24 protein-coding genes and 1 pseudogene are annotated in these 23,199 nt (G+C 71.8%); 14 read left to right on the top strand and 11 right to left on the bottom strand.

Going from position 1 to position 23,199, the window contains the following annotated elements:
* Window positions 1–53: 53 nt before the first annotated feature.
* Window positions 54–938: a dioxygenase gene (locus ACIRA5_RS15800; RefSeq protein ID WP_403691112.1), complete on the bottom strand. Its 885-nt coding sequence runs from the start codon at window positions 936–938 to the stop codon at window positions 54–56.
* A gap of 345 nt (window positions 939–1,283) precedes the next feature.
* On the opposite strand from ACIRA5_RS15800, the gene ACIRA5_RS15795 reads away from it, so the two are divergent.
* Window positions 1,284–1,757 carry a hypothetical protein gene (locus ACIRA5_RS15795; RefSeq protein WP_403691111.1) on the top strand — a complete coding sequence of 158 codons (474 nt, stop codon included), beginning with the start codon at window positions 1,284–1,286 and terminating at the stop codon, window positions 1,755–1,757.
* A gap of 76 nt (window positions 1,758–1,833) precedes the next feature.
* Here the strand turns inward: ACIRA5_RS15795 and ACIRA5_RS15790 are convergent, their stop codons facing one another.
* Window positions 1,834–2,460, bottom strand: coding sequence for a MerR family transcriptional regulator (locus ACIRA5_RS15790; RefSeq protein ID WP_403691109.1), 627 nt, complete (start codon window positions 2,458–2,460; stop codon window positions 1,834–1,836).
* A gap of 148 nt (window positions 2,461–2,608) precedes the next feature.
* On the opposite strand from ACIRA5_RS15790, the gene ACIRA5_RS15785 reads away from it, so the two are divergent.
* From ACIRA5_RS15785 to ACIRA5_RS15770, 4 genes are all read left to right on the top strand, one after another.
* A complete protein-coding gene (locus tag ACIRA5_RS15785) occupies window positions 2,609–3,040 on the top strand; it encodes a DUF3291 domain-containing protein (RefSeq protein ID WP_403691108.1) in 432 nt (143 codons plus the stop codon).
* A gap of 80 nt (window positions 3,041–3,120) precedes the next feature.
* Complete coding sequence (locus ACIRA5_RS15780) at window positions 3,121–4,563, top strand: MFS transporter (protein ID WP_403691107.1); 1,443 nt, start codon at window positions 3,121–3,123, stop codon at window positions 4,561–4,563.
* A 160-nt stretch (window positions 4,564–4,723) separates the two neighbouring features.
* Complete coding sequence (locus ACIRA5_RS15775; protein ID WP_403691105.1) at window positions 4,724–5,218, top strand: YhgE/Pip domain-containing protein; 495 nt, start codon at window positions 4,724–4,726, stop codon at window positions 5,216–5,218.
* A gap of 257 nt (window positions 5,219–5,475) precedes the next feature.
* Entirely contained in the window at window positions 5,476–5,904 is a 429-nt protein-coding gene (locus tag ACIRA5_RS15770) for a hypothetical protein (RefSeq protein WP_403691103.1), read from the top strand.
* 15 nt (window positions 5,905–5,919) lie between these two features.
* Here ACIRA5_RS15770 and ACIRA5_RS15765 read toward each other — a convergent pair whose 3' ends face one another.
* The 3 genes from ACIRA5_RS15765 to ACIRA5_RS15755 form a co-directional block, all read right to left on the bottom strand.
* Window positions 5,920–7,182 carry an NAD(P)/FAD-dependent oxidoreductase gene (locus ACIRA5_RS15765; RefSeq protein ID WP_403691101.1) on the bottom strand — a complete coding sequence of 421 codons (1,263 nt, stop codon included), beginning with the start codon at window positions 7,180–7,182 and terminating at the stop codon, window positions 5,920–5,922.
* Between the two features lie 178 nt (window positions 7,183–7,360).
* Window positions 7,361–8,077, bottom strand: a complete 717-nt coding sequence (locus ACIRA5_RS15760; RefSeq protein WP_403691100.1) for a response regulator transcription factor — start codon at window positions 8,075–8,077, stop codon at window positions 7,361–7,363.
* A gap of 736 nt (window positions 8,078–8,813) precedes the next feature.
* On the bottom strand, window positions 8,814–9,338 hold the full coding sequence (locus ACIRA5_RS15755) for a MarR family winged helix-turn-helix transcriptional regulator (protein WP_403691098.1): 525 nt from the start codon (window positions 9,336–9,338) through the stop codon (window positions 8,814–8,816).
* A 306-nt stretch (window positions 9,339–9,644) separates the two neighbouring features.
* Here ACIRA5_RS15755 and ACIRA5_RS15750 point away from each other — a divergent pair, with 306 nt between their 5' ends.
* Together ACIRA5_RS15750 and ACIRA5_RS15745 are read left to right on the top strand one after the other, a co-directional pair.
* On the top strand, window positions 9,645–9,950 hold the full coding sequence (locus ACIRA5_RS15750; RefSeq protein WP_403691096.1) for an SDR family oxidoreductase: 306 nt from the start codon (window positions 9,645–9,647) through the stop codon (window positions 9,948–9,950).
* 106 nt (window positions 9,951–10,056) lie between these two features.
* Window positions 10,057–11,100 carry a zinc-binding dehydrogenase gene (locus ACIRA5_RS15745; protein WP_403691095.1) on the top strand — a complete coding sequence of 348 codons (1,044 nt, stop codon included), beginning with the start codon at window positions 10,057–10,059 and terminating at the stop codon, window positions 11,098–11,100.
* Between the two features lie 29 nt (window positions 11,101–11,129).
* Here ACIRA5_RS15745 and ACIRA5_RS15740 read toward each other — a convergent pair whose 3' ends face one another.
* From ACIRA5_RS15740 to ACIRA5_RS15730, 3 genes are all read right to left on the bottom strand, one after another.
* On the bottom strand, window positions 11,130–12,134 hold the full coding sequence (locus tag ACIRA5_RS15740; RefSeq protein WP_403691094.1) for a hypothetical protein: 1,005 nt from the start codon (window positions 12,132–12,134) through the stop codon (window positions 11,130–11,132).
* On the bottom strand, window positions 12,131–13,033 hold the full coding sequence (locus tag ACIRA5_RS15735) for a helix-turn-helix domain-containing protein (protein ID WP_403691093.1): 903 nt from the start codon (window positions 13,031–13,033) through the stop codon (window positions 12,131–12,133). Before ACIRA5_RS15735 ends, ACIRA5_RS15740 begins: the two co-directional genes overlap by 4 nt.
* Before the next feature lie 61 nt (window positions 13,034–13,094).
* Window positions 13,095–13,973 (bottom strand): hypothetical protein, encoded by an 879-nt coding sequence (locus ACIRA5_RS15730; RefSeq protein WP_403691092.1) that lies wholly within the window; start codon window positions 13,971–13,973, stop codon window positions 13,095–13,097.
* Window positions 13,974–14,221: 248 nt separating this feature from the next.
* Between ACIRA5_RS15730 and ACIRA5_RS15725 the strand changes: the two genes are divergently transcribed.
* From ACIRA5_RS15725 to ACIRA5_RS15715, 3 genes are all read left to right on the top strand, one after another.
* A complete protein-coding gene (locus ACIRA5_RS15725) occupies window positions 14,222–14,350 on the top strand; it encodes a LysR family transcriptional regulator (protein ID WP_403691090.1) in 129 nt (42 codons plus the stop codon).
* Between the two features lie 197 nt (window positions 14,351–14,547).
* Window positions 14,548–15,750, top strand: a complete 1,203-nt coding sequence (locus tag ACIRA5_RS15720; protein ID WP_403691088.1) for a CaiB/BaiF CoA transferase family protein — start codon at window positions 14,548–14,550, stop codon at window positions 15,748–15,750.
* A 62-nt stretch (window positions 15,751–15,812) separates the two neighbouring features.
* Complete coding sequence (locus ACIRA5_RS15715; protein ID WP_403691087.1) at window positions 15,813–16,979, top strand: acyl-CoA dehydrogenase family protein; 1,167 nt, start codon at window positions 15,813–15,815, stop codon at window positions 16,977–16,979.
* A 139-nt stretch (window positions 16,980–17,118) separates the two neighbouring features.
* Here the strand turns inward: ACIRA5_RS15715 and ACIRA5_RS15710 are convergent.
* Both ACIRA5_RS15710 and ACIRA5_RS15705 read right to left on the bottom strand, forming a co-directional pair.
* A pseudogene (locus ACIRA5_RS15710) lies at window positions 17,119–17,505 on the bottom strand (DinB family protein); the annotation flags it as partial.
* A 318-nt stretch (window positions 17,506–17,823) separates the two neighbouring features.
* The gene (locus ACIRA5_RS15705; protein ID WP_403691085.1) at window positions 17,824–18,405 is read right to left on the bottom strand and encodes a dienelactone hydrolase family protein; all 582 of its coding nucleotides are present in this window, start codon (window positions 18,403–18,405) and stop codon (window positions 17,824–17,826) included.
* A 308-nt stretch (window positions 18,406–18,713) separates the two neighbouring features.
* On the opposite strand from ACIRA5_RS15705, the gene ACIRA5_RS15700 reads away from it, so the two are divergent.
* Window positions 18,714–19,796 carry a beta-ketoacyl-ACP synthase III gene (locus ACIRA5_RS15700; protein ID WP_403691083.1) on the top strand — a complete coding sequence of 361 codons (1,083 nt, stop codon included), beginning with the start codon at window positions 18,714–18,716 and terminating at the stop codon, window positions 19,794–19,796.
* 154 nt (window positions 19,797–19,950) lie between these two features.
* Complete coding sequence (locus ACIRA5_RS15695) at window positions 19,951–20,223, top strand: SCO4225 family membrane protein (protein ID WP_403691082.1); 273 nt, start codon at window positions 19,951–19,953, stop codon at window positions 20,221–20,223.
* A 9-nt stretch (window positions 20,224–20,232) separates the two neighbouring features.
* Here the strand turns inward: ACIRA5_RS15695 and ACIRA5_RS15690 are convergent, their stop codons facing one another.
* Window positions 20,233–20,802, bottom strand: coding sequence for a TetR/AcrR family transcriptional regulator (locus ACIRA5_RS15690; RefSeq protein WP_403691081.1), 570 nt, complete (start codon window positions 20,800–20,802; stop codon window positions 20,233–20,235).
* 158 nt (window positions 20,803–20,960) lie between these two features.
* Between ACIRA5_RS15690 and ACIRA5_RS15685 the strand changes: the two genes are divergently transcribed.
* Window positions 20,961–21,818 carry a MoxR family ATPase gene (locus tag ACIRA5_RS15685; protein WP_352044880.1) on the top strand — a complete coding sequence of 286 codons (858 nt, stop codon included), beginning with the start codon at window positions 20,961–20,963 and terminating at the stop codon, window positions 21,816–21,818.
* Complete coding sequence (locus ACIRA5_RS15680) at window positions 21,815–23,197, top strand: VWA domain-containing protein (protein ID WP_403691079.1); 1,383 nt, start codon at window positions 21,815–21,817, stop codon at window positions 23,195–23,197. The genes ACIRA5_RS15685 and ACIRA5_RS15680 overlap by 4 nt, the downstream gene beginning before the upstream one ends.
* The last annotated feature ends 2 nt before the right edge of the window (window positions 23,198–23,199 follow it).

Here is a 23,199-nt window from a genome sequence, read left to right as displayed (position 1 = left end):
CTCAACTCCGTCGAAGTGGCAGCGGTTTGTGTCGGTACGGAGGGTTCAAGGGTTCACACCGCGGTCTGGAAGGACCGCTTGGAGAAGCCCATCATGAAACCCTCGACGGTGGTGCGCACCGCCCGGTCGGCACTCGGGGCGGCGCCCAGCGTGACGAACAGCGGAATGTAGTGGTCAACCGTCGGATGGGCGTACGGCATTCCGGGTGCCCTGGTCCGGAAGGCCGCGAGTTCGTCTACGTCACCGCGGGCGAGCGCGTCGGCGACCCAGGTGTCGAAGTCCGAGGACCAGCCCGGCACTTCGCCCGTCGTCAGCATCTCGCGGGTGAGGAAGGGCAGCCCGTGCGTCATGAAGCCCGAGCCGATCACGAGGACGCCCTCTTGCCGCAAGGGGCCGAGCCGGGCTCCGAGTTCGAGAAGCCGGCCGGGGTCGTGGGTGGGCAGGCTGAGCTGGAGCACCGGGATGTCACCCAAGGGGTACATGGCCATCAGCGGCACCCAGGCTCCGTGGTCGAGGCCGCGGGAGGGGTGCTGGTACAGCGACTCGCCGTCCGGCATGGTCCCGGCCACGCGGTGCGCGAGGGCGGTCGCGTCGGGGGTGTCGTACGTCATCGTGTAGTAACGCGGATGGAAGCCGCCGAAGTCGTAGACGAGCGGGGTGTGCGCCGCCGGGGCGGACAGGCACAGCGGTGCCGCCTCCCAGTGTGCGGAGACGATCAGGACGCTCTTCGGCTTCGGCAGGGACTGGGCCCACTCGAACAGTTCCCGCAGCCAGGGTCCGTCGTCGAACAGCGGGGGCGCGCCGTGGCTCAGGTACAGAGCGGGCAGCGGCCCGTCGGCGGGCGTCCACGCGCGCTGGGACCGGGCTCGCGGCAGCGCGTCGATCAGGAACCGGTCGTACGCTCCGGCGGGCACCTCGGGATCAAGGAGGGAGTTCATGCCGGTCCTTACGTGAGTGAGGGCGCCCCGGCCTGCGGGTTCAGGGTATTAACTTGAAAATTCAACTTTGACTGTAGGTCACCCCGTGGGAGACGTCAACGGTCACCCCATGGGAGACGTCAGCCAAACGGCCGCGGACGGAGGCGCCGGAGGTCCGAAGGAAGGACGCCGTACGCGATCGGAAGTAGTCCGATCTCCGTATACGGGATCGGACGCCGGTTGGACGCGGTGGCCGCCGGGCTTCACTAGATTCGGCCGGAGTCCACGGTCACGTGCAGCACGGTCAGGTGCAGCTCAGCGGTGGACCATCCGGAGTTCGGGCTGCCCGCCGAAGGAGGCCACCGCGTGTCGCACCATCCCTCCGTTCCCTCGCCCCACGACCGGATCACCGGCCCCCACCCCGCCCGGCACACCGCTTTGCTCCTGCTGCGCGGGTACACCGACGGCGACGCGCGGACCGTCGCCTCGGCCCTGGACACCCTGGACGATTCCGCCCTCGACGACACGTACACCTGTCTGTGTGCCGTCATGGAAGTCACCCTGCGCCTCACCCTGACCGCCCAGCCCGCGGCCCGTGACGTGGGCCGGGCCGCCGAACAGGCGGCCACGGCGGCTCCCCCGCACTACGAGTTCGCCTTCGGGCAGGCGGTCCGGGCCTGGGCGGCGGGCGACACGGAGGCCCTGACCCGCGCCGCCGACGCGGACCTCCCGGGGGCCGTGCATCTGCTGGCCGTGATGACCGTGGCCCTGGGCGTCTCCGTCCTCGACCATGACGGCCTGAACGCACTTCTCAACTGCCTCCCGGAAGACCCGCGCTGATCGCGACCACCACCTGATCGGCGCCCCCGGTCAGCGCCACCCGAACCACACGGTCCGCCCCATGGCGACCGTCCGCTCATCGGTGACCGCCCCCGTGGCGCCGCGCCGACTCGTTCTCCTGGGCCATGCGGCGCAGCGCCATCAGCGCGGGTTCGAGCAGGACCGTGAGCAGCAGCGCGCGCTCGGCCAGTTCCAGCGGGTCGTCGATTCCGTCCAGTTGGTCGAGGTCGAGCGCCGCGGTGCGTTCGGCCAGCCGGGCGTACGGCACGAGCGCGCCCCGGTCGAGCGGGACGCCCAGGCCGCGCAGCGAGCCCAGGGTCTCGGCCAGAGTCGCCCGCGCGGGCGCCGACTTGTGGATGTCCCAGCCCAACTCCTCTACGAGCGCGTCGACTTCGTCCCGCTCAGTGGAGTCCTCCGCGGATTCCTCGGCGGGCCCGATCGAACCGAGGGTGAGACCGAGCAGGCGATGAGTGTCGACGGTGTGCTCGGCCAGAGCCCCCAGAACCTCCCGGGCGGTGCCGACGGACAGCCCCCGGACGCCGGTCAGCGCGCGGATCAGGCGCAGCCTGCGCAGATGGTTCCCGTCGTACTCGGCCTGGGTCGCCGACAGTTGCCGGCCGGCCGGGAGCAGCCCCTCGCGGAGGTAGTACTTGATCGTCGTGACGGAGACGCCACTGAGGCGGCTCAGCTCGGACATGCGCATCGGGTCGGCTCCGCTCTGGTCATTGGATACCTCCACTGTCTAACATGGATAGCGGAGGTATCCAACGGGCGCTCCCCGGGTCTCCGTCCGTTGAGCGCGCCCCTGGGCCTCCGTCCGCCGTCCTGCCTCTGTGGAAGAAGGCGCCATCGTGCCCACGCTCCCCTGGACCACCGTCGACGTGCCCGCACCGGACTCTCGGGCGTTCGTCATGGCCTCGCGCTTCGAGGTCCGTTCCTTCCGTGACGTACCGCGTTTCTTCCTGCGGTCCCTGGCGGCGTGGAAGCAGGTGAAGGGCGCGCCCGGCGCGTACGGCGCCACGCTCGTCGCCCAGCCGCTCAAGCGCACCTTCTGGACGCTGTCGGCCTGGGAGGACAAGCGGGCCCTTTACACCTACGCGAAGACCGAACCGCACCGCTCGATCATGACCGGCCTGCGGTCCACGACCAGCGGCTCGGTCTTCACGTTCTGGGAGCTTCCGGCCTCGCAACTCCCCCTCGACTGGGCGGACGCCCGGCGACGGCTCGCCGAACAGGAGCGCGCCGATGCCACCGGCGCGCGCGGACCTTCCGGCACCGCCTGACACCCCCCGCACCTCCCGCCCCTCCCTTCCCCGCCCCCTCCCCCGGACCAACTCTTCGTCGTCCAAGGAGACATATCGTCATGACACTGTCCGAGCAGAGCCCGGCCCTGGACGACCCCTCGGTCGACCCGGCGCGCGAGCGACGAAAGGTGCCGCTGTGGCTCGCGATCGTCGCGTGCAGCGTGCCCATGTTCATGGTCGCGCTGGACAACCTCGTCGTCTCCACGGCGCTGCGCACCCTGGCCGTGGACCTGGAGGCGTCCACCCAGCAGCTCCAGTGGTTCGTCAACGCGTACGTGCTCAGCTTCGCCTGTCTGCTGATGACGGGTGCCGCCCTGGGCGACCGGTTCGGGCGCCGGCGGGTCTTCGTGATCGGCATCGTCGTCTTCACCCTGGCCTCCGCCGGCTGCGGACTGGCCGACAGCAGCGCGCAGTTGATCGGCTGTCGCGCCGTCCAGGGCTTCGGCGCCGCGGCCGTGATGCCGCTGTCGCTGACCCTGCTCTCCCAGGCCGTGCCGGAGCGGCTGCGCGGCCTCGCTCTCGGTCTGTGGTCGGGCATCAGCGGGCTGGCGGTGGCGATGGGCCCGGTGGTCGGCGGCGCGGTGGTCGACGGGCTGGACTGGCGATGGATCTTCTGGATCAACGTGCCGGTGGGTGTCGTGGCCGTACCTCTCATCCTGCTCACGCTGCGCGAGAGCTCGCTTCCGGGCGTCCGCCTCGACCTGGTCGGGATGGTGCTGGCCGCCGCCGGACTGTGCGCCGTGGTGTGGGGCATCGTGCACGGCGACACGGACGGCTGGACGTCGGCGAAGGTGCTGGGGGCGTTCCTGGGGGGCGCGGTGCTGCTCGCCGTCTTCGTGGCCTGGGAGGCGCGGGTTCCCGAGCCGATGCTCCCGCTCTCGTTCTACCGGGTACGCGCCTTCACCCTGACCAACGTCGTCTCCGCGGCGATGTACTTCGGCGTCTTCGGTTCGCTGTTCCTGCTCGCCCAGTACCTCCAGATCGTGCCGCAGCGCACGCCGTTCGAGGCCGGAGTGCGCACGCTGGCCTGGACCCTGATGCCCATGTTCGTCGCTCCCGTCGCCGGACTGCTCTCCGACCGGGTGGGCGGTGGCAGGCTGATGGCCCTCGGGCTCTTCCTCCAGGGCGTGGGTCTCGGCTGGATCAACGTGGTCGCGGAGATCGACACCCCGTACTCCTCCCTCGTCGCCCCGATGATCGTCGCCGGTGTCGGTATGGGCCTCGTGTTCGCCCCGACGGCCGCGGTCGTCCTCGGCTCGGTCAGCAAGGAGCACGCCGGCAAGGCCTCCGGCGCCAACACCACCGTCCGCGAGATCGGCGGCGCCCTCGGTATCGCGGTCCTCAGCTCGGTGTTCGTCGCCCACGGCGGCATGGGCACGCCCCAGCGGTTCATCGACGGTCTGCACCCGGCGGTGTGGGTCGGCGTCGCGGTCGTCCTCGTGGGCGCGTTGTGCGCGCTGGGCATCCCGCGCGGGCCGCGCTCGGAGGGGGCAGGCGCGTGAACGCCGGTCCGCGGCGCTGAGCCAGAGGCGCGGTGCCCCTGTGGCGTTCCGTGCGCGGCGCGTCACTGACCGCCGCGCCGCCGCAGCCTCCATCCTGGCCTGGTGCGGGCGCCCGTACCCGCCCACGCAGGTCCCGCGCCGCACCCACCCACGGAGAGCCATGGCCGCCGACAGCACGCCCCCCGCGGACGACACCCGCGTCCGGGCAAGCGCCGCCGTGCTTCTGCGCCGGCCGAAGCTGTGGCTGGTGCCGACCGTACCGTGCGGGCTGCCGGCGTTCCTGCTGTCCCCGCTCTACATGGGCGGCATCCTGAACCCGAACGGGGAACTGCACCACCTGCCCCTCGGCGTCGTCAACGCCGACCAGGGCAGACCGCTGCCCGGACAGACCACGAACCTCGGCACACAGGTCATCCGCTCCATCACCGCCGACACCTCCGGCAAGCCCGACCGGCAACCCCTCACCCGCGCAGAGGCCCAGGACGGACCGGCCTCCGGCAGGATCTACGGCGCCCTGGTCGTCCCCGCCGACTTCACGACCACCACCGTCGCCCTCACCACCGCGAACGCCACCACCCGGCCCACCCTGACGGTGCTCACCAACCCCGGCATGGGCAGTCTCGGCTCCTCCCTCGCAAGCCGGATCACCCAATAGGCAGCGCAGCAGGCCTCCTTGGCCGTCGGCAGGCAGCTGATTCCTTCCCCGGTGCGGTGCGCGCGTACTCGACCAGGGACACGAAGAGGCGCCGGGCCCTGTTCACAACGGGTCGCCAGAACGTGTGCGCCAGAGGCGACTCCTTCACCGAGCCTCGCGCTGCTTCGGGATCAGTCGCGGCAGATCTCACCCCGCTGCCGGCGCGGGCAGGGCGTGATCGGTGCCAGCCACAGCGCGACGACGGCATCGGCGTCACGATGATGTCCGCCCCCTGGCAGCTCGTCCTCGTCTCCAGCATCATCGGGGCCGGCGTCGGGCTCGCCTACGGCGCGATGCCCTCGCTCGTCATGGGGGCCGTGCCCGTCTCCGAGACCGCCGCGGCCAACAGCCTCAACACACTCATGCGGTCCATCGGCACGTCGGTCTCCAGCGCGGTCGCGGGTGTCACCCTGGCCCGGATGACCACCACGTTCGGCTCCGTGGCCCTGCCCTCCGAGAACGCCTTCCGGGTGGTCATGGCCATCGGTTCCGGCGCCGCTCTGGTCGCCTACGGCTTGGCCGCCTGCCTGCCCCGCCGAAGCCCGCTCGCCGGCACCCCCTCGACGGCGGTGACCGGGGAGCCCTCCACGCCCGCGGACACTGCCACGGACGCCTCGGCGGGTACGGCGGCGGAGACGAGGCCGTAGGCCACCGGGCGGTGCTCAGAACGACGGTTCGCCGTGGACGATCTCTTGGGCATCGGCGTCCGTCGCCCATGCCCACGCCCGTATCGCCTCGTGCCAGCTGGTGCCGGTGGCAATGGCCTGCCGCCAGGGACGCATGGCCTTCGGAGGCATCCCGACCGCGAGGGCTCCCGCCAGCCGGTCACCGGTGCGGTAGATGGCCAGGAACCGACGCTCACTCATCTCGCCCTCCACCACGACGATCTCGTCGTGCGCGCGCAGATGGCCGAACGCCTGCACCTTCATGTCGTACTGGTCCGACCAGAAGTACGGCATCGGGGCGAAGGGCCTGCGGGCCTCGGGGTGGAGCAGGTTGTACGCGGCGGTGACGCCCTGCTCGGCGGCGTTGGTCCGGTGCTCGATCCGCATCGACGTACCGAACAGCGGGTTGTACCAACGGGCGACGTCCCCCGCCCCGTACACCCCCGACCCGGCCGCGCAGAACTGGTCGCACACCAGGCCGTCGGCCACCTCGAGGCCGCTGCCCTCGAGCCACCCGGTGTTCGGCACACACCCGATCGTGACCAACACCTCGTCGGCGTCCAGGAGTTCGCCGCCCGCGAGCCGCACCCCGTCCTCCGTCACCTCGGTGACGGTCACACCGGTCCGCAGATCGACGCCGTGCTCCAGGTGGACCGCCGAGAACACCCGCCCGACCTCCCCGCCCACCGCATGCGCCAGCGGAACCGGGGCCGGTTCGAGGAGCGTGACCTCCGTGCCCATGCCGCGCGCCACGGCGGCGGCCTCCGCACCGAGGAACCCGGCACCGACGATCACGAGTCGGCGCCCGTGCCCCAGCCGTTCCCGCAGGGTGAGCGCGTCGTCCACCGTGCGCAGTACGTGCGCGCCCTCGCCGGGGAGCCTGCGCGGGCGCACCCCGGTGGCCACGATCAGACCGTCGTACGACAGTCGCGTGCCGTCGGCCAGCAGGACCGTACGAGCGGCCGCGTCGAGAGCCGTCGCGGCGACGCCCAGCCGCAGATCGAGACCGAGCCCGTCCAACTCCGCCTGCCCGCGCAGCGCCAGCCGCTCGGGCTCCCACCGCCCGCCGAGGACCTGCTTCGACAGCGGCGGCCGGTCGTACGGCGCGTGCGCCTCCTCACCGACCAGGGTGAGCGTGCCGTCGTACCCCTCCCCGCGCAGGGTCTCCACCGCCGCGAGCCCGGCGGCCGAGGCGCCGACGACCAGAATCCGCCTCGCCTGTCCACCAGCCGGATCACCACGCCCTTGTGTGTCGGCCATGTCACTCCTCGGTCGTGCGGTCCGAACTCAACCGCAGGTCGGAACAACGTGGTTGAAGACCCGGTTGTGGACCTGGTTGTGGACCTGGTGGAGCCCAGGCAACCGAACCGGGCTGACGCCCTCCGGCCTTTTCCCTGACTTCAAGCTGACGTGATCGAGGTCACACGGTCGCGGTTCCTCACAGGGTGGCGCGGCCCAACCAGTAGCCGAAGCCCCGGCGGGTGTGGATGAGGGCCGGTTCCTCCTGGTTCACCTTGCGTCGAAGGCGGGACACGAGTTTCTCGATCGCGTTCTCGGCACGGACCTCACCCCAGACGTGCCGGCTGATCTGGTTCTTCGAGAACACTTGTCCCGCGTTGACCAACAGATGCCGCAACAGCCGGTACTCGGCGGGGGTCAGATCGAGCGCCCGCTGTCCGCGCCGCGCCTGACAGGCCGCGTCATCGAGAACCAGGTCGCCGTAGCGCGGCGAGCCGTCCCCGCGCCCCGCGCCCCTGCCGCGCAGCAGCACCTGCGCCCGGGCCAGCACCTCGGCGATCCGGAAGGGCTTGGTGACGTAGTCCACCTCGCCCAGGCCCAGATCGGGGATGAGACTGCCCAGGGAGTCGCACTCGGTCAGGAACAGCACGGGCGGTCGCCCGGTGGGCGCGAGCCGGTGTCTGCGCCGGACGCCGCCCAGGTCCGTCATCATCGCGTCGAGGACCACCAGGTCGAAGCGGTGCTCGGCGAGCCGGGCCGTCAACTCGGCGCCGTCGGCCGCGATGGTGACGTGATAGTCCGCCAATTCCAGTGTGGTCGAGAGCAGTTCGGTGATTTCGGAGCTGTCGGCGACTACGAGGACATGCTGACCCTGCCCACGCACCGGCGACCGCCGCTCACTCACGTATCCGTACATGGAAAGACCATTCGTGTAGGGCCGGACTTCACGCGGGAGCGGCACCGAGCAACGAGAGGGGTGCGGTCGGAGGTCTCCGCCGGGTCCGCCGTGCGGCACAGACGGCACTTCGGACACGTGCGGGTGAGGGGAACGGTGCACTCACGGGGACTCCTCCGCGGATCTCCGAAGGGACGTCCGCCACCGTGGAGCGCGCTGCGGCGCTTCCGAGCGGGCTCCAGGGGCGGCACTTCTGCGTGGTCGGGCCGGGGTTGGTGCGGGTTGCCGCGGGCGGGGGTGCGGTCGCCGTGGGCGGTTCGGCGGGGTGCGTGGGCCGCTGCCGAACGGTGCGGCGGGCTGTGCGGGTTGTCGCCGAGCGGCTTGGCTGTGCGTGGTGCCGCACGGTCGAAGCGGGCGGGGTGTGCGGGGGCGGGGGGCTGCCAGGCGGTCGTCGCGGGCGGGGTGTCGTGCGGCTGGGCTGTTGGTCGCGTCGGGGCAGTGCGGTCGAACGGTCGAGCCGGGGTCACGTCGGGGGCGATGCGGTCGAACGGTCGAGCCGGGGTCACGTCGGGGGCGATGCGGTCGAACGGCCGAGCCGGGGTCACGTCGAGGGCGATGCGGTCGAACGGTCGAGCTGGGAAACGGTCAGCCCGGGGGTGTCCCTGGGCGCTGCCCTTCCGTTCGTTCGGCCGGGCCCGTCGCGCCCCTCCCCGCCTCCGGCCCGGCGGCCGTCGGCCCGGCCGAGCGGGCCGTTGGATCAGGCCGGGCGGGCAGCCCCGGCCGGCACCCGGGAGGTCTCCTCGTCCTCGATGGCGTAGGAGAGGAAGTCGTCCACCATCCGGTGGAACAGGGTGGCGAGCTGCTGCAACTCCTGCGGCGACCACTCCGCCAGAGCCATCTGCATACCCCGCGCGCTCGCCTCTCGGATGCGGTGGACCGCCTCCTCGCCTGCCGGGGTGATCTGAATGCGCTGCGCACGGCGGTCGTCGGGGTCCGGAACCCGGGTCACGAGACCGGCCTTCTGCAGCTGCTGCACCTGCCGGGTGATGTGGGACGCCTCCACGGCCAGCCGGGCCGCCAGCTCGCCGGGGCGCATGGGCTCGGAGTCGGCGATCTGCCGCAGCAGCGCCGTCGCGGCACGGTCCAGCGCCACTCCGGCCAGCGCCATCAGCCGATCGTGCTGGCGGATCCCTCTGGCCAGGTAGGTGACGCGACTCAGGGCGCGCTCGATCTCCTGCATGGCGGTCGAGACGGGAACGTCTGCGGGCGGCGGTGTGGGCATGGGGCCAGCCTAGCGCCTAATTGCCTGAGTCAAGTAATTCAGGGAACCATTTGCTTGACTCAAGTACTTCACATATGCTTGCCTGACTCAAGCAAGCCGGTGGCCGACACACAGGCCGAGGCCCCCTCCGGCGGAGGCGACCTCGCCGCGCCGAACCCGTGGGGACGGGGAACGGCGCAGTCCCGGGCCCGGCGGCCGGTTCACTCCACCCGTCCGCCGCCGGGCCCGAGGGCACCGACCCACGTCACCTCTCCCCTGTCCACCGAGGTCGACGTCCACCGCGCACACCGACCGAAGGAGCACCGCATGAGCGGCACCGGCCTCGAAGGGCGCGGCGTCATCGTCACGGTGTCGGCGGCCGTGGAGACGTTCGGCGGCGTGGACGTCCTGGTGGACAACGCCGGTGTCCTGGACCGGTTGTCGGCCGTCGCCGGCACCGATGACGACGAGTGGGAGCGGGTCGTCCGGACCGATCTCACGGCGGCGTCCCTGCTGAGTCGGGCCGCGCCGCCGCACACGACGGCCGCGGCCGTCGTCCTTCTCGCCTCCGGCGCCGCGAGCGGCACCAACGGCGCCGTCCTGCCCGTCGACCACGGCTGGCGCGCCGTCTGACGACGGCCCCTGATCCGATCGGGTCGCGAACCGTGCGCACCGGTCACGGCTCGTCCGAGCCAGAAGCAAGCGACTGCCACAGCGTCTCCTGAAAGCGAATCCCTCCATGGCCACCATGAAGTCCGTACAGACCGGCCCCGTCAACGCCATCGACATCGTCGAGGTCGAGCGCCCGGTACCTGGTCCCAAGGACGTCCTCATGCGCATCCGCGCCTGTGGCATCTGTGGAACCGACACCTTCTTCCTGCACATCGGCGGCGCGCCCTTCGGCCCCGACGGCTCCATGGTCTCCATCCCGCTCGGGCACGAGCCCGCGGGTGAGATCGTCGAGGTCGGCGCCGAGGTCGAGGGCCTGAAGGTGGGCGACCGTGTGGTGGTCAACCCCCAGGCCGCCCCCTCCGGCATCATCGGCTGCGGCGGCAGGTTCGGCGCCCTCGCCGAGTACCTCCTCATCGAGAACGCCGAGATCGGCAAGAGTGTCGCCGTCTTCCCCGGGACCGTTCCCTTCGACGTCGCGGCCCTCAACGAGCCCATGGCCGTCGCGCGCCACTGCGTCAACCGGTCCGGGGCCGAGCCGGCCGACAAGGTCGTGATCTTCGGTGCCGGGCCGATCGGTCTCGGTGCGGCGATCTGGCTGAAGCTTCGGGGCGTCCGGCACGTCACGGTCGCGGACGTCATCCCCGAGCGCCTGGAGACCGCGCTCGCCGTGGGTGCCGACGCCGTCATCAACTCCGCCGAGGAGAACGTCACCGAGCGGCTGACCGAACTGCACGGCCAGGCCGCGAACGCGCTCGGGCAGCCCCGTCCCGACACCGACATCTACATCGACGCGGCCGGTGTCGCCGCCGTCATCAACACCACGGTCGAGTCGGCGAAGTGGGGAGCCAAGCTGGTCATGGTGGCCGTGCAGAAGAAGTCCGACGCGGTCGATCTCGGCGGGATGCTCCGCAGTGAGCTGACGCTCATCGCCTCGCAGGGCTACCCCACCGAGATCTTCGAGGTCACTCCCGAACTCGTCGAGCACCACGAGCGCTTCGCCGAGCTCATCAGCCACCGCGTTCCCTTCGGCGACGCCAAGCACGCGTTCGAGCTCGCGCTGACGCCGGGTGCGGCGGAGAAGGTCGTCGTGACCTTCGACGACGAGCGGTAGTCCCGGGGAGCTTGTCGGGGGGGGACGAACTACTTCCGGCTCCTTCCGATCGACGCGGGGCCCAGCAGGAGGTTGGGGTCGGTGGCCGTGGTGTAGGCGGCGCTGAGCACGTAGAGCGTGCCGTGGCGCAGCGCGACGGAGGTCGGGTTCTGCAGGCCGTCGGCGGCGGTGAGTACGGTCGACGAGGTGCCGTCGCGGCGTATGCGTACGACCGTGTTGGGGCCGTTGAGCGCGGCCAGGATCTCGTCGCCGCGGCCGGTGAAGGCGAAGTCGTCGATGCCGGTGAGATCCGTCGCCCGGATCCGGACGGGTCCGGGGCCGCCGCCCGGGCCGAACGCGATGCGCAGCACGGTGCCCCGGTCGAGGTTGGTCGCCCACAGCGCGTCGTCGTGGATCTTCAGACCGTTGACGCCGAGGAAGCCGGCCGCGGCGAGTTCCGGGGCGGCGGACCAGGTGGCCGGTTCGCTGCCGGGCGAGCCCTTCGTGGGGACGGTGTAGATCTTCCCCAGCACGGAGTCGGCGACGTAGAGCCTGCCGCGGTGTTCGTCCAGCACCAGTCCGTTGGGCAGGCCGTCCGCGGGGAGGGCGGCGATGCGCTGCGGGGTGCCACCCGGGCGCAGTCGCCACAGGCCGGTCAGGTCCGAAGTGCCGGTGGCGTAGAGGAAGTACAGCGTGCCGTCGTGGGCCCGGGCGATACCGGTGGTCAGGGCGAAGCCGAGGACCGGGGTGTGCACTCCGCCGTCGGCCGGGGCCGGCAGGGTGGCCAGGACGCGGGTGGCGCCCGCCGTGCTGACGGCGGCCACCTGCCGGGCGGCAGCGAAGGTGACGTCGGCCGTACCGTCGGGCTCCAGCGCGATGTTCTCGGGCATCTGCCCCCGTGCCAGGTCGAAGTGCGCGGCGATACGGGGCTTGGCGAGCGGCCCGGTGGAGGCCGCCGCGGGGGATGCGGTGAGGGCGGTCACGGCGGTCATTCCGGCGGCCGTGACCGTGTAGGCGAATGCGGTCAGTTTCCGTGCGGTCAGTTTGTTTCTCATGCTTCTTTCGCTGTTTCCTTCGCGATGGTTTTCGGGCGCACGGCGGACGGGCCGGCCGCCGCCGTGCTGTGGATGAGGAGGGTCATGGCGGCCCGGGACGGCGAGTCGGCCTGGGTGGTCGCGACGACGACGTACTGTCCCTGTTCGGTGTGCAGCGTCTGCTGGGTGACGTCCATGGCGCCGACCAGCGGATGCCGCATCGCGTAGACCGCGACGTCGCTGGTCTTGACCCGGTGGTCGGCCCACATCGCCGCGAACTCGGTGCTGTTGAGGGTCAGTTCACCGACGAGGGAGGCGAGTGCCGGGTCGTCGGGGTACTGCCCCGACGCCAGGCGCAACGTGCCCACGACGGCTCTGGCCTTGGCCGGCCAGTCCGCGTACAGATCGCGGGTGTGGGCGTCGCGGAACACCAGCCGGGCCATGTTGGGACGGTCGGCCGGCCGGTCCGGGCCGTCCGGGTCCAGGTGTCCGGCGTACAGCGCGTGCCCGGCGCGGTTCCACGCCAGTACGTCGCTGTACCGGCCCGTCACCACCACGGGCACCTCCGAGAGCACGCCCAGGAGTTGGGCGACCGCGGGTGAGACCCGTTCCGGCGCCGGGCGGCGCGTCCGGGGCCGGCGCCGGGCGGCGGCCGACAGCTCCCGCAGGTGCCGTCGTTCGGCCGCGCTCAGCCGCAGTGCCTGGGCGATCGCGTCCAGGACGTCCGGGGAGGCCTGGGACTGCCCCTGCTCCAGCCGCGCGTAGTACGACTCGCTCACCCCGGCGAGCCGGGCCAGTTCCTCGCGCCGCAGCCCCGGCACGCGACGGCGTTCGCCGTACGTCACCACACCGAGGTCCTCGGGCCGCAGCTGCGAGCGGCGCGCCCGCAGGAACTCACCCAGCTGTCGTTTTCCGTCCATGCGCCGAGTATTGGGCTCGCCCACGAGGGCCAGCCACACCCTGATCGGGTTACCCGAGGGCTCAGCGCTCCGTGAAGGTCACCTCGGCCGTGGCGTGCGCGGGATCCCGCTGAGTGGCGACGGCCAGGTCGGCGCGGTCCTCGTGGGGTGTCCCGCGGGCCAGCAGGTGTTCGTCGGCGAAGACGGGGCTGCGCAGCCGGTAGGACAGGGAGAGGACCTGCCGGGAGGGGGCGTCGCGGCGGACCAGTTCCAGCATCAGGAGGGCCAGGAGCGGTCCGTGCACGACGAGCCCGGGATAGCCCTCGACGTCCCGGGCGTACGGCGTGTCGTAGTGGATGCGGTGGGCGTTCGCGGTGAGCGCGCTGAACCGGAACAGCAGGGGCGGGTCGGGGTGCAGGGGAAGCTGCCAGGGGCCGTCCGGCCGGGGAGTCGCGGAGGGGTCGGGCGCCGCCCTGGTGCGGGGGGTCGAGGTGCGGCCGGAACGGTAGACGATGTCCTGTTCCTCGACGAGACAGGTACGGCCGCGCTGGCGGAGTTCGTGGCACTGGGTCACGAAGAGGAGTTCGCCGCTCCTGCCCCGCTTGGTGGTCACGGCCCCCAGGCTGCTGACGCGCTCGGCGCGCTCGCCGAGGCGCAACGGCTCGTCGATCGTGCACCGCCCTCCGGCGACCATCCGCTGCCGGTCGGGGACCGGCGGGAGGAAGTGCCCGTGCCGGGGGTGGCCGTCAGCTCCGAGGTCCCGCTGGGCCGGCCAGCGCAGGAAGTAGAGCCAGTGCCACAGGGGCGGCAGGGGGTCGCCGGTGGTGGCGACGGGTGCGGGCTCGTCCAGGAGGGCCGACAGCGCGGCGACGGGGGCGGCGTGCAGGTCGTCCACGTCGGTCACCGCCTCGGGGGCCCACGACTCCACGGAGGACCGGAGCGGGCCTGGGGTGCGCTGCATTCCTCCATCATGTGCGCTGATGGGCGACGTGGGGCAAGAGAAGGTTCTGATGCCTCCACAGCCCGGCGGTATGAGAGCCCGCTCGGCCTCGTCGGCCCGCTCGGCGCTGCCGGCTCCCCCGGCTCGCTCGTCTCGCTCCCCCTCGGTCGCCGCGCCCTGCGCGTGCAGTTGCGCGGTGGGCCGGCTGCCCTCGTGGACGGCCGTGCGGACCTGGCGGGTCAGCTCGCGGGCGACGGCCTCGACGGCCGGTGGAGTACGCCCCGTCGGTCACCCGGCGGATCCGCACGCTGGAGGAGGAACTCGGCGTCGCCCTGTTCGAGCGCACCCGCCAGGGCATGCGGGCTGGACCAGGTGCAGCGGTTCCGCCGCCCGCGTGACGCTGCCGGCCTCGGCGACGGTCACGAGCGCCTTGAGCTGCTTCACGTCCACCGCTGCCGCCCGTGCATCCGTGTCCGCATTCGTCTCCGGTAGGGGCCATCGAGGCTTGCTCTTTCACCGAGGCCTCCATGAGCGACCATGTTGGCATCACGGCCGCGTCGCCGCGGTCTCCCGGCCAGCCTCTGGAGGTCGCCCCATGACCGAGCTCTCCGAAGCGCTTCCGCTCTCCGGCATCACCGTCGTCAGCGTCGAACAGGCCGTGGCGGCGCCCTACGCCACCCGTCAGCTGGCCGATCTCGGCGCCCGGGTGATCAAGGTGGAACGCCCGGGAGGCGGCGACTTCGCCCGTCGCTACGACACCACCGTGCACGGCGAGTCCAGCTACTTCGTATGGCTCAACCGCTCCAAGGAGTCCCTGACCCTGGACCTGAAGTCGGCCCGGGGCCGGGACGTCCTGGAGCGACTGCTCGCCGGTGCCGACGTCTTCGTACAGAACCTGGCGCCGGGCGCGGCCACCCGGCTCGGGCTGGACGGCCCGGCGTTGCGGGAGCGGTACCCGTCCTTGATCCCGTGCACCATCTCCGGATACGGGACCAGCGGGCCCTGGGCCGATCGCAAGGCGTACGACCTGCTCGTGCAGTGCCAGACCGGGCTGGTCTCCCTGACGGGGAACGAGCACGGGTCCGCCAGGACCGGGGTGTCGATCGCCGACATCGCGGCCGGGATGTACGCCTACTCGGGCGTCCTCACCGCCCTGTTCACGCGCGCCACCACGGGAGTCGCCCGCGCGGTGGAGGTCTCGCTGTTCGAGGCGCTGGCGGAGTGGATGGGGCAGCCGGCGTACTACACGCGCCACGGCGGCACCCAGCCGCCACGGCTCGGCACCCAGCACGCCACCATCGCCCCGTACGGCGCCTACCCCGCGGCCGACGGCAAGGACGTGCTCTTCTCGATCCAGAACGAGCGCGAATGGGCCGCGCTGTGCGGGCGGTTCCTCAGGCGCCCGGACCTCGTCGACGACCCGCGTTTCGCCACCGGCTCGGACCGCGTGTCCCACCGGGAGGAGCTGAACGCGATCGTGGCCGCGCGGTTCCGCGCGCTGGACAGTCAGGAGGCGATGAAGCTGCTGGACGCGGCGGGGATCGCCAACTCCGGTGTGAACACGGTCGAGGAGTTCCTCACCCACTCCGTACTCGAGGAGCGCCACCGCTGGCAGGACGTCCGACTGCCCGGGGGCGCGGGGCCCGTGCCCGCGCTGCTGCCGCCCGTCGACCTGGCCGGGGTCACTCCCCGTATGGACGCCGTTCCCGCCGTCGGCGAGCACACCGACACGATCCTGGCCGCGCTGGGACACAGCGCGGCCGACATCGCCGCCCTCCGGGCCGACGGCATCGTCTGAATCCCGGCCCTGCGCTTCTCCCCTCCCCCCTTCCGCGCCCGTCCCCCAAGGAGCCGCACAGCATGAGCACTCTCGACGTCCTGTCCGAGGACGAGCGGCTCGTCGTCGCCACCGTGCGCGAGTTCGTCGACAAGAACGTCAAGCCGGTCGTCCGGGAACTCGAACACGCCAACACCTATCCCGAAGCCCTGATCGAACGGATGAAGAAGCTCGGGATCTTCGGGCTCGCCGTCCCCGAGGAGTACAGCGGCACCCCCGTCTCCACCTCCTGTTATGTGCTCGTGACGGAGGAGCTCGCCCGCGGCTGGATGAGCCTGGCAGGCGCGATGGGCGGCCACACCGTGGTGGCCAAGCTGCTGCTGCGCTTCGGCACCGCGGAGCAGCAGCGCCGCTGGCTGCCGCGGCTGGCAACCGGCGAGGTCCGGGCGACGATGGCGCTGACCGAACCCGGCGGCGGGTCCGACCTCCAGGCGATGCGCACTCTCGCCCGCAGGACCGCGGACGGCTATGTGGTCAACGGCTCGAAGACGTGGATCACCAACTCGCGGCGGTCCGGGCTGATCGCCCTGCTGTGCAAGACCGATCCGGACGCCACTCCCGCCCACCGGGGCATCTCCGTCCTCCTGGTCGAGCACGGCCCCGGGCTCACCGTCTCCCGCGATCTTCCGAAGCTCGGCTACAAGGGCGTGGAGAGCTGCGAGTTGACTTTCGAGGACCACCACGCGCCGGCCGACGCCGTCCTGGGCGGAGTCGAGGGCCAGGGGTTCGCCCAGATGATGAAGGGGCTGGAGACCGGGCGGCTCCAGGTCGCCGCCCGCGCCCTCGGCGTCGGCCGGGCGGCCCTGGAGGACTCGCTCGCGTACGCACAGGAACGGGAGTCCTTCGGCAAGCCCATCTGGCGGCACCAGTCGATCGGCAACTACCTCGCGGACATGGCCACGTCCCTCTCCGCCGCGCGCCACCTCACCCTGCATGCCGCACGCGAGGCCGACGCCGGCCGGCGCGTGGACATGGAGGCGGGCATGGCCAAGCTGTTCGCCTCCGAGACCGCCATGCAGATCGCCCTCAACGCCGTGCGCATCCACGGGGGTTACGGCTACTCGACCGAGTTCGACGTGGAGCGCTACTTCCGGGACGCCCCGCTGATGATCGTCGGCGAGGGCACCAACGAGATCCAGCGGAACGTGATCGTGCGCCAGCTCGTCGAGCGGGGTGGGCTGGACGCGTGAGCCGGTCCCGCCCCGCTCGCGAGCCGGTCAGGGCAGGTCCCGACCCCCCAGCCTCCAGCGCCGCCAGGTCACGCACCGCGAAGCGGAGGTGCGCGCGCTCCTCGTCCCTCACCACCTCCAGGCAGCTGCCGATCGTGCGTGTCTCCTCGGGGTGGCCGGGCGCGGGCGTCCGCGCACACGGCCGTTCGAGCTCGGCGTCGGTGAGAGCGTCGGCCAGGCCGCGTATCAGCGCCATGCGGTCGACGCGCGCCGACATCACCTCCGCGAACGACGGACGCGCGGCCAGGTCGATGCCGAGGGCGGCCGTGTCCGCGCGCGGATACGCGGTCCGGGGGACGCCGGGCGGGTGGTACGGCAGCGGTTCGTCGAGGACCGTACGAAGCGCCCAGGCGTCGGTGACGAAGACGAGGTGGCACAGGGTCTCGACGAACGACCGCTCGTCGAGACCCGTTGGTGGCGGGCCTCTTCGGGCAGCCGCTCGGCGCGGGCGACCGCGTCCGACCAGAGCCGGTCGATCGTGTCCCACATCGCGCGGTGGTCGTCGGCCGTCCGCATGCCCCGCAGCTGCACGCGCTCGGGGTGTCGTCGGTCCAGCTCGGCGGCCACGAACGCGGTGACGTCGACGCCGTTGACGACGAAGTTGCTGACGTGACCGGACGTCTCGACGTCGACGAGCCACGAGTCGACGATCCTGACCCGGCTCAGGCCGCAGTCGACGAACGTCGTCGCGGTGAGGTCGGCGACCGCGAAGCGCGCACCGCGGAACGCGTCCGTGTGGTCGCTGTCGTACTCCCCCGCCGACCACCGGTGCGGACCGTGCTGTGCCGCTGCCATGGGCGGGCCCCTACTCGATGCCGTCGAGGAGGGCGAGCACGCGCCGGGTGAGCAGGGTGGCGGCGTGCTCGTCGTACGAGGGCAGGCTGTTGTCGGCGAACAGGTGCTGCTTGCCGGGGTAGAGGAACAGCTCGGCGGCGTCGGGGGCCGATTCGACGAGGGCGCGGGCCGCGTCGAGGTCGCCCTCGTCGACGAAGTACTCGTCCGCCTCCATGCCGTGGATCTGGACCGGGACCTGCCGCGGCCAGTCGCCGCCGAACTCCGAGGCCGGGACGCAGGAGTGGAACAGCAGCGCGCCCTTCGCGCCGGTCCGGGTCTGGGCGAGGTACTGCGCCGGCAGGACGCCCAGCGAGAAACCGGCGTACACCAGCTCGGCGGGCAGCTCGGCCGCGGCGGCCCTGCCGCGCTCGACAAGGGTGCCGAACCCGATGCCCTGGGCGTGCGCGCCGCCCTCTTCCAGGTTCTCGAAGACCAGTCCTTCGTACAGGTCCGGCACGTGGACGGCGTGTCCGGCTCCCCTGAGCGACTCGGCGAACGCGTGCACACCGGACGTCAGTCCGTGCGCGTGGTGGAACAGCAGTACTTCAGCCATGTCGGCCCCCTCCTTCGGCGCGCAGCCCGAGTGACTCCGCGGGACCGAGTATGGACCGGGGCACTGACATCGCCCGGCGGTCGCCGCGCACCCACGCCAAACACCTCGTCCGGTGGGCGGGTGAGGTGTTCGGCAGGCGCCCGGAGCCAGACGTTCCGCATTCCGTCCATCGGATGCGCGGCACGACGGCGGAGTGCTTCTTTGCCGAAGTGCGCGCCCCCTGAGCGCACTTGTCCCTGTTGATCCACAACGGGTTAGGTGAGCACCATGCTGCCGACCGGCAGCTGACGCGGGGAAAGGTGGTTGTGATGTCAGCTGCTGTGGTCGGTGGAATCGGCACGTGCCTGCCGGAGCGTGTCGTCGGCAATGACGACCTGACGGTCCGGCTGGACACCTCGGACGCCTGGATCCGTTCCCGTACCGGCATCGCACGGCGCCGGATCGTGGAGCCGGGCACCAGTACCAGTGATCTCGCGGTGGCCGCGGGACAGGCCGCGCTGGACTCCGCGGGGCACGGCGCCGACTTCGTCCTGCTGGCGACGACGACCCCGGACCGTCCCTGCCCGGCGACGGCGCCCGAGGTGGCGCATCGCCTGGGGCTCGGTGAGGTACCGGCGATGGACGTCTCGGCGGTCTGCTCGGGATTCGTGTACGCGCTCACGGTGGCGAGATCCCTGATGGCGTCCGGGACCTGCGCCCGCCCGCTCGTGATCGGCGCGGAGGTGTACACGTCGATCATCGACCCGCTCGACCGGGACACCGCGGTGATCTTCGGCGACGGGGCCGGGGCGGTCGTGCTGCGCGAGGGCGGGGCCACCGAGTCGGGTGCGCTGCGCGCCGTCGACCTCGGCAGTGACGGCTCGGGCTGCGAACTGATCACGGTGGCCGCGGGTGGCTCCCGCCGTCCCCGTGCCGACGGCGAACTCCCGCGCTCGCAACGGTACTTCCGGATGCAGGGCCGTACGGTGTACCGGCACGCGGTGCACCGGATGACCGCCTCCTCGCGGCTCGTGCTGGAGCGGGCCGGCTGGTCGCCGATGTCGGTGCGTGCCTTCGTCGGCCATCAGGCCAACCAGCGGATCCTCGACGCCGTGGGCGACCGGCTCGGCATCGGCGCCCCGCACCGCTTCGGGAACATCGCGGAGGTCGGCAACACCGCCGCCGCCTCCATCCCCCTCGCCCTCGCGGACACCGCCGCACGTGGCCTCGTACGGCCCGGCGAGCGCAGCCTGCTCACCGCCTTCGGCGGGGGCCTGACCTGGGGTTCCATCGCCCTGTCATGGCCGGCTGCGGTGCCGGTCCACGGGCACCTGCCGGTCCCCGCCGCGCGCCGGCCGTCCCTGGTCCCGGCCCCGGCGCCGGTGCCCTGTCAGAACGGACCGCAGCCGTGACACCCGTATGCCACGTGAGTGGATCGGTCGGATCGGATGAGCAGTCGTCCTCATGCCCGCTCGCGGACGCAGCCGCCCTCGTGATGTCCACGCCCCTGCGGCACCCACGCGCAGAGGCGGACCACGCCACCGGCTTCGCCCGACGGAGGACGTCATGAACATCTCGCGCCGCACCCGTACCGCGCTCACCCGGGCCACGGACAACCGGCTCTCCCGTGTCTACCTGGCCGCCGTCACCGCCACGACCGGCTACTTCCTCTTCGACGCCCTCTTCGTCGACCACCCGGACGCCTCCATGGCCTCCGTGGTGCCCTGGCTGCTGACCGCCCCGCTGAGCCTGCTGTACACCCTCCTGCCCGACGACACCCTCTCCCACGTCGCCCACAGGCTCCGCCGGCCGTTCCCCGGCACCGCACCCAGCGCCTGAAGGTCCCGCCTACTTCACCCCGCCCGCATCCAGCAGCGTCGACACCGTCGTCGTGGTCAGCCCTTCCAGCGTCTCGATCCCGGCACCGGCCCGGGCGCTCGCGCCGTCGAACACCAGCATCAACTGCCGGGCGAGAAGCTCGGGATCACGCGCACCACCCTGCTCGGCCTGCGCACGGAACACCTCTTTCATACGCCCCTTCGCGCCGCCCGCGACCACCGACGCCGGGTGCCCGGGGTCCTTGAGTTCGACGAGCGCGGCGAGGAACGGGCAGCCGCGGTACTCGGGCCGCACCGAGGCCGCCTCCACCCGTTCGAAGATGCCCAGGATGCGCTCGCGCGGTGTCCCGGCGTCCTGCGGATCCGGCGCGAGCTGCTTCTCGTACAGCGGAATCCGCCGTTCCAGGCTCGCCGCGAGGACGTCGTCCTTGCTCTCGAAGAGCTGGTACATCGACCGCTTCGAGACACCGGCCGACCGGCACAGCGCCTCGATGCCGACGGATACGCCCTCGCGGTAGACGAGGTCGGCCGCCGCGTCCAGCAACCGGTCCCTCGTGGACGCCTTGTCTGTAGTGGCCATAAAGGCAGGCTACCGTGCGGGACGAGGCAAGGAAACCGATCGGTCTCCCCAGGCCGCGTGGGCGCAATCACACGTGACACAGCGACTGAACAAGCGCTTGGATAGTGACGTTCGGACCCTGTGTCCCACCCCGCCGTGCCGCGCTGGAGGCCCCGTTGCTGTTCACATCCGTCGACGATGTCTCCGCGCGTCTCGCCGAGACCGGCTATCTGGCCTCGCCCGCGGTCGCGACCACGGTCTTCCTGGCCGACCGCCTGGGCAAGCCGCTCCTGGTGGAGGGCCCCGCCGGGGTCGGCAAGACCGAACTCGCCAAGGCCGTCGCCCAGGTGGCCGGGGCGCGACTGGTCCGGCTTCAGTGCTACGAGGGCGTCGACGAGTCCCGGGCGCTGTACGAGTGGAACCACGCCAAGCAGCTGCTGCGCATCAGCGCGGGCCGCGACGAGACGTGGGACGAGGCGCGCACGGACATCTTCAGCGAGGAGTTCCTGCTGGCGCGCCCCCTGTTGACCGCCATCCGCGGCGACGATCCCAAGGTGCTGCTGATCGACGAGACCGACAAGGCCGACGTCGAGGTGGAGGGACTGTTGCTGGAAGTGCTCAGCGACTTCCAGGTCACCGTCCCGGAGCTCGGCACGATCAGCGCGACCAGCCGGCCCTTCGTGGTCCTCACCTCGAACGCGAGCCGTGAGCTGTCGGAGGCGCTGCGCCGCCGTTGCCTCTTCCTCCACATCGGCTTCCCGGAGGAGGAGCTGGAGCGTCGCATCGTACGGCTGAAGGTGCCAGGTCTGGACGCGGCGCTGACGGAGTCGGTCGTGCGGGTGGTCGGCGCACTGCGCGAGATGGACCTGCGGAAGGTCCCCTCGGTCGCCGAGACGATCGACTGGGCGCGCACCCTGCTCGCGCTGGGCGCCGAGACCCTCGACGGGACCGTCGTACGTGACAGTCTCGGCGTGCTCCTCAAGCATCAGGACGACATCCTCAAGGCGGCCGCCAAGCTCGACCTGGACGCCATGTGAACGCGCCGACGGGCGTCGCCGAGCGGCTGACGGGACTGGTCGGCGCGTTGCGCGCGCATGGCGTGCGGATCGGTACCGGCGAGACGGTGGACGCCGCGCAGGCGGTGGCGGCGCTCGGCCTGACCGACCGGGAACTGCTGCGTGAGGGCCTCGCCGCCACCCTGTTGCACAGCACGGGGCAGCGCCGGGTGTTCGACCCCGTCTTCGACCTGTACTTCCCGCGTCTCGTCGGGGCGCCGATGTCCGAGGGGCAGGAGAGCGACACTCCCGCCGCCGACCGGGAGGAGCTGCGCGAGCGGCTCGCGGCCGCTCTCGCCGCCGGCGACCGCGAGACGCTGGAGCGGCTGGCGATCGAGGCGGTGGACGGCTTCGGGGGCTACGGTTCCTCGCCGGGGTCGGACGGCTGGTCGTCGTACCAGACGCTCGACCGGCTCCGCCCGCAGACACTGATGGCGCGCGTCCGTGACAGCGTCCGGGCACGGCAGGAGGGAGCGGCGGGGTTCGCCGACCGGCTGCTGGAGGACGAGATCCGGCGGCGTATCGAGGTGTTCCGCGCGCTGGTCGCCACGGAGGCGCGGCGCCGGGTCGCCGAGCGGCGCGGCCGGGACGAGTTGGCGCGGCATGCGGTGGCCCCGACCGCCGACCGGGTCGACTTCCTGTTCGCGGGGCGGGACCGGCTCGCCGAGCTGCGCAGGACGGTGCAGCCGCTGGCGCGCAAGCTGGCCACCCGGCTCGCCGCACGCCGCCGCCGGGCCGCGCGCGGCACCATCGACCTGCGGCGGACCCTGCGCGGTTCACTGTCCACCGGCGGGGTGCCCATGAAGCCGGTGCTGCGCAGGCGCCGCCCCGTCCGGCCCGAACTGGTGCTGCTGTGCGATGTGTCGGGCTCGGTGGCGGGCTTCTCGGACTTCACGATGCTGTTGGTGCAGGCGCTGCACGACCAGTTCAGCAAGGTGCGGGTGTTCGCCTTCGTCAACCGGATCGACGAGGTGACCGGCCTGCTCGTGCACGGCAGGGCCGATCCGGAGGGGCTGGGTGCCCGCATCCGCTCCGAGTCGACGCTGACGGGCTGGCACGGCAGCAGCGACTACGGCGTCGCGTTCGGCGAGTTCGCCGAGCGGTACGTCGACGCGGTGGGACCGCGCACGACCGTGTTCGTCCTCGGCGACGCCCGGACGAACATGGGCGACCCGAATCTGCCGGCCGTCCGGCGGTTCTCCGAACGGGCCCGCCGCGTCTACTGGTTGAACCCCGAGCCGCTCTCCCAGTGGGGTACGGGCGACTCGGCGGCGCCCGAGTACGCCGAGCTCGTCGAGATGCACGAGTGCCGCAACGTACGGCAGCTCAGCGGGCTGATCGGCCGACTGCTGCCGGTCTGACC

The organism is Streptomyces sp. NPDC096311 (genome assembly GCF_044763085.1).
Classification (GTDB): Bacteria; Actinomycetota; Actinomycetes; order Streptomycetales; family Streptomycetaceae; genus Streptomyces.
Note: the sequence above shows the minus strand (reverse complement) of the source record. Positions and strands in the feature narration are given on the sequence as shown.

Excerpts from the sequence above, each read along its gene's own strand:
- ACIRA5_RS15800 (WP_403691112.1), bottom strand. The coding sequence starts at position 938 with ATGAACTCCCTCCTTGATCCCGAGGTGCCCGCCGGAGCGTACGACCGG.
- ACIRA5_RS15790 (WP_403691109.1), bottom strand. The coding sequence starts at position 2,460 with ATGCGCATGTCCGAGCTGAGCCGCCTCAGTGGCGTCTCCGTCACGACG.
- ACIRA5_RS15780 (WP_403691107.1), top strand. The coding sequence starts at position 3,121 with ATGACACTGTCCGAGCAGAGCCCGGCCCTGGACGACCCCTCGGTCGAC.
- ACIRA5_RS15775 (WP_403691105.1), top strand. The coding sequence starts at position 4,724 with ATGGCCGCCGACAGCACGCCCCCCGCGGACGACACCCGCGTCCGGGCA.
- ACIRA5_RS15770 (WP_403691103.1), top strand. The coding sequence starts at position 5,476 with ATGATGTCCGCCCCCTGGCAGCTCGTCCTCGTCTCCAGCATCATCGGG.
- ACIRA5_RS15765 (WP_403691101.1), bottom strand. The coding sequence starts at position 7,182 with ATGGCCGACACACAAGGGCGTGGTGATCCGGCTGGTGGACAGGCGAGG.
- ACIRA5_RS15760 (WP_403691100.1), bottom strand. The coding sequence starts at position 8,077 with ATGTACGGATACGTGAGTGAGCGGCGGTCGCCGGTGCGTGGGCAGGGT.
- ACIRA5_RS15755 (WP_403691098.1), bottom strand. The coding sequence starts at position 9,338 with ATGCCCACACCGCCGCCCGCAGACGTTCCCGTCTCGACCGCCATGCAG.
- ACIRA5_RS15750 (WP_403691096.1), top strand. The coding sequence starts at position 9,645 with ATGAGCGGCACCGGCCTCGAAGGGCGCGGCGTCATCGTCACGGTGTCG.
- ACIRA5_RS15745 (WP_403691095.1), top strand. The coding sequence starts at position 10,057 with ATGGCCACCATGAAGTCCGTACAGACCGGCCCCGTCAACGCCATCGAC.
- ACIRA5_RS15740 (WP_403691094.1), bottom strand. The coding sequence starts at position 12,134 with ATGAGAAACAAACTGACCGCACGGAAACTGACCGCATTCGCCTACACG.
- ACIRA5_RS15735 (WP_403691093.1), bottom strand. The coding sequence starts at position 13,033 with ATGGACGGAAAACGACAGCTGGGTGAGTTCCTGCGGGCGCGCCGCTCG.
- ACIRA5_RS15730 (WP_403691092.1), bottom strand. The coding sequence starts at position 13,973 with ATGCAGCGCACCCCAGGCCCGCTCCGGTCCTCCGTGGAGTCGTGGGCC.
- ACIRA5_RS15720 (WP_403691088.1), top strand. The coding sequence starts at position 14,548 with ATGACCGAGCTCTCCGAAGCGCTTCCGCTCTCCGGCATCACCGTCGTC.
- ACIRA5_RS15715 (WP_403691087.1), top strand. The coding sequence starts at position 15,813 with ATGAGCACTCTCGACGTCCTGTCCGAGGACGAGCGGCTCGTCGTCGCC.
- ACIRA5_RS15705 (WP_403691085.1), bottom strand. The coding sequence starts at position 18,405 with ATGGCTGAAGTACTGCTGTTCCACCACGCGCACGGACTGACGTCCGGT.
- ACIRA5_RS15700 (WP_403691083.1), top strand. The coding sequence starts at position 18,714 with ATGTCAGCTGCTGTGGTCGGTGGAATCGGCACGTGCCTGCCGGAGCGT.
- ACIRA5_RS15695 (WP_403691082.1), top strand. The coding sequence starts at position 19,951 with ATGAACATCTCGCGCCGCACCCGTACCGCGCTCACCCGGGCCACGGAC.
- ACIRA5_RS15690 (WP_403691081.1), bottom strand. The coding sequence starts at position 20,802 with ATGGCCACTACAGACAAGGCGTCCACGAGGGACCGGTTGCTGGACGCG.